General features: G+C 72.7%; 7 protein-coding genes. 3 read left to right on the plus strand and 4 right to left on the minus strand.

Annotation, left to right across the window (positions count from 1 at the left end; all coding sequences use genetic code 11):
• Positions 1–129 precede the first annotated feature (129 nt).
• Positions 130–1,011, plus strand: coding sequence for an alpha/beta hydrolase (locus ABZT74_RS17200; protein ID WP_356435735.1), 882 nt, complete (start codon positions 130–132; stop codon positions 1,009–1,011).
• Positions 1,012–1,035: 24 nt separating this feature from the next.
• On the opposite strand, the gene ABZT74_RS17205 is transcribed toward ABZT74_RS17200, so the two are convergent.
• On the minus strand, positions 1,036–1,533 hold the full coding sequence (locus ABZT74_RS17205; RefSeq protein ID WP_356435738.1) for an NUDIX domain-containing protein: 498 nt from the start codon (positions 1,531–1,533) through the stop codon (positions 1,036–1,038).
• A 92-nt stretch (positions 1,534–1,625) separates the two neighbouring features.
• Here ABZT74_RS17205 and ABZT74_RS17210 point away from each other — a divergent pair, with 92 nt between their 5' ends.
• Positions 1,626–2,204, plus strand: a complete 579-nt coding sequence (locus ABZT74_RS17210; protein ID WP_356435741.1) for a hypothetical protein — start codon at positions 1,626–1,628, stop codon at positions 2,202–2,204.
• Positions 2,205–2,530: 326 nt separating this feature from the next.
• Positions 2,531–2,704: a hypothetical protein gene (locus tag ABZT74_RS17215; protein WP_356435744.1), complete on the plus strand. Its 174-nt coding sequence runs from the start codon at positions 2,531–2,533 to the stop codon at positions 2,702–2,704.
• Here ABZT74_RS17215 and ABZT74_RS17220 read toward each other — a convergent pair.
• The 3 genes from ABZT74_RS17220 to ABZT74_RS17230 are packed head-to-tail and all read right to left on the minus strand — an operon-like array spanning position 2,680 to position 4,701.
• Positions 2,680–2,907 (minus strand): hypothetical protein, encoded by a 228-nt coding sequence (locus ABZT74_RS17220; protein ID WP_356435747.1) that lies wholly within the window; start codon positions 2,905–2,907, stop codon positions 2,680–2,682. The two genes, ABZT74_RS17215 and ABZT74_RS17220, sit on opposite strands and share 25 nt — an antisense overlap.
• A complete protein-coding gene (locus tag ABZT74_RS17225; RefSeq protein WP_356435749.1) occupies positions 2,904–4,478 on the minus strand; it encodes an amidohydrolase in 1,575 nt (524 codons plus the stop codon). Before ABZT74_RS17225 ends, ABZT74_RS17220 begins: the two co-directional genes overlap by 4 nt.
• Positions 4,479–4,485: 7 nt before the next feature.
• Positions 4,486–4,701 (minus strand): MbtH family protein, encoded by a 216-nt coding sequence (locus tag ABZT74_RS17230; RefSeq protein ID WP_355876299.1) that lies wholly within the window; start codon positions 4,699–4,701, stop codon positions 4,486–4,488.
• Positions 4,702–4,812: the final 111 nt, after the last annotated feature.

The following is a 4,812-nucleotide window of genomic DNA, read 5'->3' on the forward strand; positions in this document are numbered from 1 at the left end:
GAGGACGTCCGGGAGATCCCGGACGGACCCGAACCCGGCGGTCCGGTTCCGGGCCGATCGGCGCGCGACGTGTCCGCGCCCGGTCGTCCGGCCCGGACCTCCACCCTGCCACGAGCACCTGGAGCTGTTGTGACACCCCTGAGCATCCCCGGATTCGCCCAGCGCCGCGTGCGGGTCGACGACGGCGTCTCCCTGCACGCGGCGGTCGGCGGCAGCGGGGCGCCGGTCGTGCTGCTGCACGGCTTTCCGCAGACGCATCTGATGTGGCGGCACGTCGCGGCGGACCTCGCCACCGACCACACGGTCATCTGTCCCGACCTGCGTGGCTACGGCGCCAGCGACAAGCCCGTCGAGACCGGTCCCGAGGTGTACTCCAAGCGCACCATGGCGCGCGACGTCGTCCGTCTCGCGGCGGAGCTGGGCCACGAGCGCTTCGTGCTGGCCGGCCACGACCGCGGCGCGCTCGTCGCCTTCCGCGCCGCCCTGGACCATCCGCGGGCGGTGGCGCGCGTCGCGGTGCTGGACGTCCTGCCGACCCTCGACATGTGGGACGCGCTGCACGGTGTGTCCGCCGCGGTCGGCTTCCACCTCTACCTGATGGCTCAGACGCCCGGCCTGCCCGAGCGGCTGATCGAGGGCGCGCCCGACGCGTTCTTCGGCCACTTCCTCGACGTGTGGGCCAACGACCCGGGCGCGGTCCCCTCCGCCGTCCGCCGCCACTATCTCGACGCCTGCGCCGCGGCGGTGCCGTCGATCGTCGCCGACTACCGCGCCTCGGCCGGCGTCGACATCGACCACGACAGCGCCGACCGGGCCGCGGACAACCGGCTGGCCATGCCCGTGACCGTGCTCCAGCAGGACTGGGGTGCCGCGCTCGGCTTCCGGGCCGAGAAGCTCTGGAGTGCCTGGGCGCCGGACCTGCGCCACCGCACGGTGGACTGCGGGCACTTCATGGCGGAGGAGGACCCCGAGCTGATCAGCGCCGAGATCCGGGCGCTCGGCGAGCGCTGACACCGGCTCACCTGCGCGTCGCCGTCAGGCCGTGGTGGGGGGACCCTGGGGAACGAAGCCCAGGTCGACGGGTGTCGTGGGCGGGCCGCGTCGTACGGCGGCCAGCAGGTCGGGGAGTTGCGGCGGCCACAGCGCCTCGGTGGCCGCCGACAGCTCGTCCGGCGGCCACAATCGTCCCCTGAGGATTCCGTCGGCCTCGTGCGCCGAGCCGAGTTCGCCGGTCAGATCCCGGCGGGGGCCGCGGGTGAGGAAGATGTGTTCGTGCTGCCGCACGGGGACACCGATTCTGGTGAAGTCGTGCTCCCACCGGCACAACAGCGTGCCGTCGAGGGGGATGTCGTCCCAGCCGGTCTCCTCGCGCAGCTCGCGCCGCGCGGCCTGGAGCGGTGTCTCGCCGGGGTCCATTCCGCCGCCGGGGAGTGCCCAGTGGACGCCGACCTCCGCGTTGTCGTACCGGAACATGAACACAGCGCCGGCGGGATCCAGCACCGCAACTCTGGCCGCCTGCCTGGGAGTCCGCATCACCTCACCCTCCCAGAAGGCGAGAGCGGTGTCGATCGGGGGACGACACCCCTGTCTATACACTTAGGTGAGCCTAACCTAATATTGGATGGGTGGATGAAGCGACCGACACCGATGCTCCGTTGGCCGCCTGGGCCGACGACGTCCTGGCGCACCTCGACGCGCGGACCCGGCTCGACGAGGAGCTCCTCGCGGCCCTCGGACGCGAGCCGAACCTCCGCGAGGAGACCCTGACCCGCATGGCGGAGGCCATACGGGCGGCCGCCCTGGGGATCGACGCCGCCGGATGCGCGGCGGCCGCCGGCATCCCCGAACGCCTGCTGCTCAACTGGCAGGCCCTGGAACCCTCGTTCGCGGAGGCCATGTCCGCGGCGAGCGCCCTGAGCGGGTCGAACGGGCACGGCGAGGAGAAGCCGGTCCCGCTGACCCCGCTCGAACTGCGCACGCTGCTCACCGTCATCCGCTCGGGTGCCGCGGTGGGAGCCGCGGCGGCACGCGTCGGTGTCTCACGCCGCCGGCTGGACGAGGCGCGCAGGCGGCGTCCGGAGGTGAACGCGCTCATCCTGGCGGCCCGCCGCAATCGGGCGCCGAAGTCCGCGCGCCGGAGCGGAGTCTCGTACGGACACGGGTATCGCCTCCTTCAGGTCGACGGTGACCCGTTCAACGGATAGCCGTCGCGTCGGCACCCCGCCCGGCGCCGCTCCGACCGGCCCGCACGCCTCGTCGTTCTCCCGCGTGAGCAGGGCGAAGTCCGTTACTAAGCGTACGAGTTCGCGGCGCCGCCCCCGGGGGGAGCTGATCGCGGTGCTGGTCTCCCCCGGCTCCCGGCTCGCGGCTCCCGGGAGACGATCCATCGGCTGTTCTCGCGACGGGCCAGGTCCCAGACGTACCAGGCGGACCGCCTGCGAGAGCTGACGTGGGTATGCCGGGAGTGCTCGTCGTGGCCAGGACGCAGGCGCGGTCGCCGGCGAGACGGGGCCAGGGCGGCTCAGCCGTCGTGGCCGACACGATCGCCGGCCTCAGCGCCGAGGACCACGCCATGGCCCTGCGCTGGGTCGCGCGCACCGGCGTCGTGTGCACCACCGACCAGTTGCTGCGCGAACTGCTGCACGGCAGGACCTCGCGGGGCCAGGGTGTGAGCCCGGTTCAGGAGCAGGGACGGCCCGGATAGTCGTCGCTCTCCGGTACGCCCGCGGCGCGCATGCTGCCCAGGACCTCGCACAGCACCGCCTCGTCGTCGATCCCGAGCGGGCCGTTGATGTCCCGGTCGAAGACCAGCGTCCCCGTCGCGGTGTGCCAGATCACCCACCTCAGCGGGTCCGGCGACTCCCCCAACTCCGCTTGGTGACCGGTGTCGTGGGTCCATGCGCTCATGCCGCCGCCTCCGCTGTGTCCCGGCCGGCGACGTACGTCGCGACCACCTCGATGTCCCCGATGCGCGATACCTCGACCGACCGCGGATCGTCCGCGAGCACGGCGAGGTCGGCCCACTTCCCCGGCGTCAGGCTGCCCAGGCTGTCCTCCCAGCGACAGGCGAACGCTCCGGCGACGGTGTAGGCGCGTAGTGCCTCGTCCACCGTGATGCCCTCGTCCGGGCCGATCGTCCGCCCCGACCCGGAGGCCCTCTCGACCATGAACTGCACGGCCCGCAGCGGTGATCCGTCGGTGACGGGCCGGTCCGAGCTGCCCACCAGCGTGATGCCGTGCTCCAGGAAGCCCCTCCCCCGGTAGAGCCAGGGCGCCCGGCCGGCCCCCATGATCGCGGCGTAGTCGTCGCCGAAGGAGCGCAGGAAGTTCGGCTGGACCACGGCGATCACCCCGAGCCGGGCGAACCGCTCCAGCTGGTCGGGCCGGATCAGGCCCGCGTGCTCGATCCGGTGCCGCGCGTCCGGGCGCGGCCGCAGGCGCTGGGCGTGTTCCAGCGCGTCCAGGGCGACATCCGCCGCCCGGTCGCCGATGGCGTGGACGGCCAGCTGCCACCCCGCGAGGTGTCCGTCGACGACGGTCGCGGCAAGCCGCTCCGGGTCGTCCTGCAACTGGCCCGCGTGGTCGAGGCCTTCGTAGGGGCTGCTCAGGGCGGCGGTGCGCGCCATCATGCCGCCGTCGGTGAAGATCTTGAGCGCTCCCACGGACAGCCAGGCATCTCCGAACCCGGTGCGCAGGCCAAGGTCGAGGGCGCGTGGGATGCCGTCGGACGCGTGCGCGGCGACCTCGTGCAGCCGGTCCGCGGCCACCATCAGTTGGACCCGCAGCGGCAAGGCGTCCTTGTCACGGGCGAGTTGATAGGCGCCGAGCTCGACGGGGCTGTGTCCGAACAGCGCGCCGCCGATGCCGGCTTCGGCGACGGCGGTCACCCCCTCCGCGAGACAGTCCCGCGCGGCCCTGCCGATCGCGCCCGCGAGTTCCTCCTGGGAGTGAGGGAGCCGCAGGGCCCGGGCCGCGCCCATCGCCCCCTCGGCGAGGAAGCCGTCCTCGTGCGCGATCCCGGCGGGGAGCAGGTCGAGGACGGCGGTACTCACCACACAGCCGTGTCCCGAGTCGTGCATCAGGAACACCTTGCGCCCGGCGCCCGCCTTGTCGAGTTCCACGGCGGTCAGATGGCGCCCCAGAACCCGCTGGTCGTACCCCGCGAGGTGCACCCAGCCGTCGTCGGGGACCCGCGCGGCGACCCCGGCGACGACGTCGAGCACCTCCTCCACGGTGGTGCGGGACGCGATGCTCGGCGTGCCCGACTTGAAGCCGGTCCAGGCCAGATGGACATGGCTGTCGATGAACCCGGGCAGCACGGTGGCGCCTTGGAGGTCGACCACCCGGCGTGCGGGTAGCGAGGTCACCTCCTCGTCGAGGCCCACGATCCGGCCCCGCCAGATGCCGAGGTCGTGGGCGACGGGGCGGCCTGGGTCCATGGTGACGAACCGCGCGTTCGTCAGTCGCGTACAGAGCATCGCCGGGTCAGCCCGTCCGCCGCATGCTCTCCACGAGGCTCTTGGGGCGCATGTCCGTCCAGTTGCTCTCGATGTGGTCCAGGCACTGGCGGCGCGGGCCGGGGCCGTGCACGACGGTCCAGCCGGCGGGCACGTCGACGAAGTCGGGCCACAGGCTGTACTGGCCCTCGTCGTTGACGAGCACGCGGTAGAGGCCCTCGGGGTTCTCGAACGGGTTGGTCATCAGGTCTTCCTCACGGTCTCTCGGATCGGTCCTGTCCGGTCGACAGGCCGGGTCGGCATGAATGGCTGGAAGCCAGGGGCAGGGAGAGTGGATGTGTCGGGGGGACGGTCG

Origin of the sequence: Streptomyces sp. NPDC005302 (assembly GCF_040607345.1) — a bacterium.
In the GTDB taxonomy this organism is placed as follows: domain Bacteria; phylum Actinomycetota; class Actinomycetes; order Streptomycetales; family Streptomycetaceae; genus Streptomyces.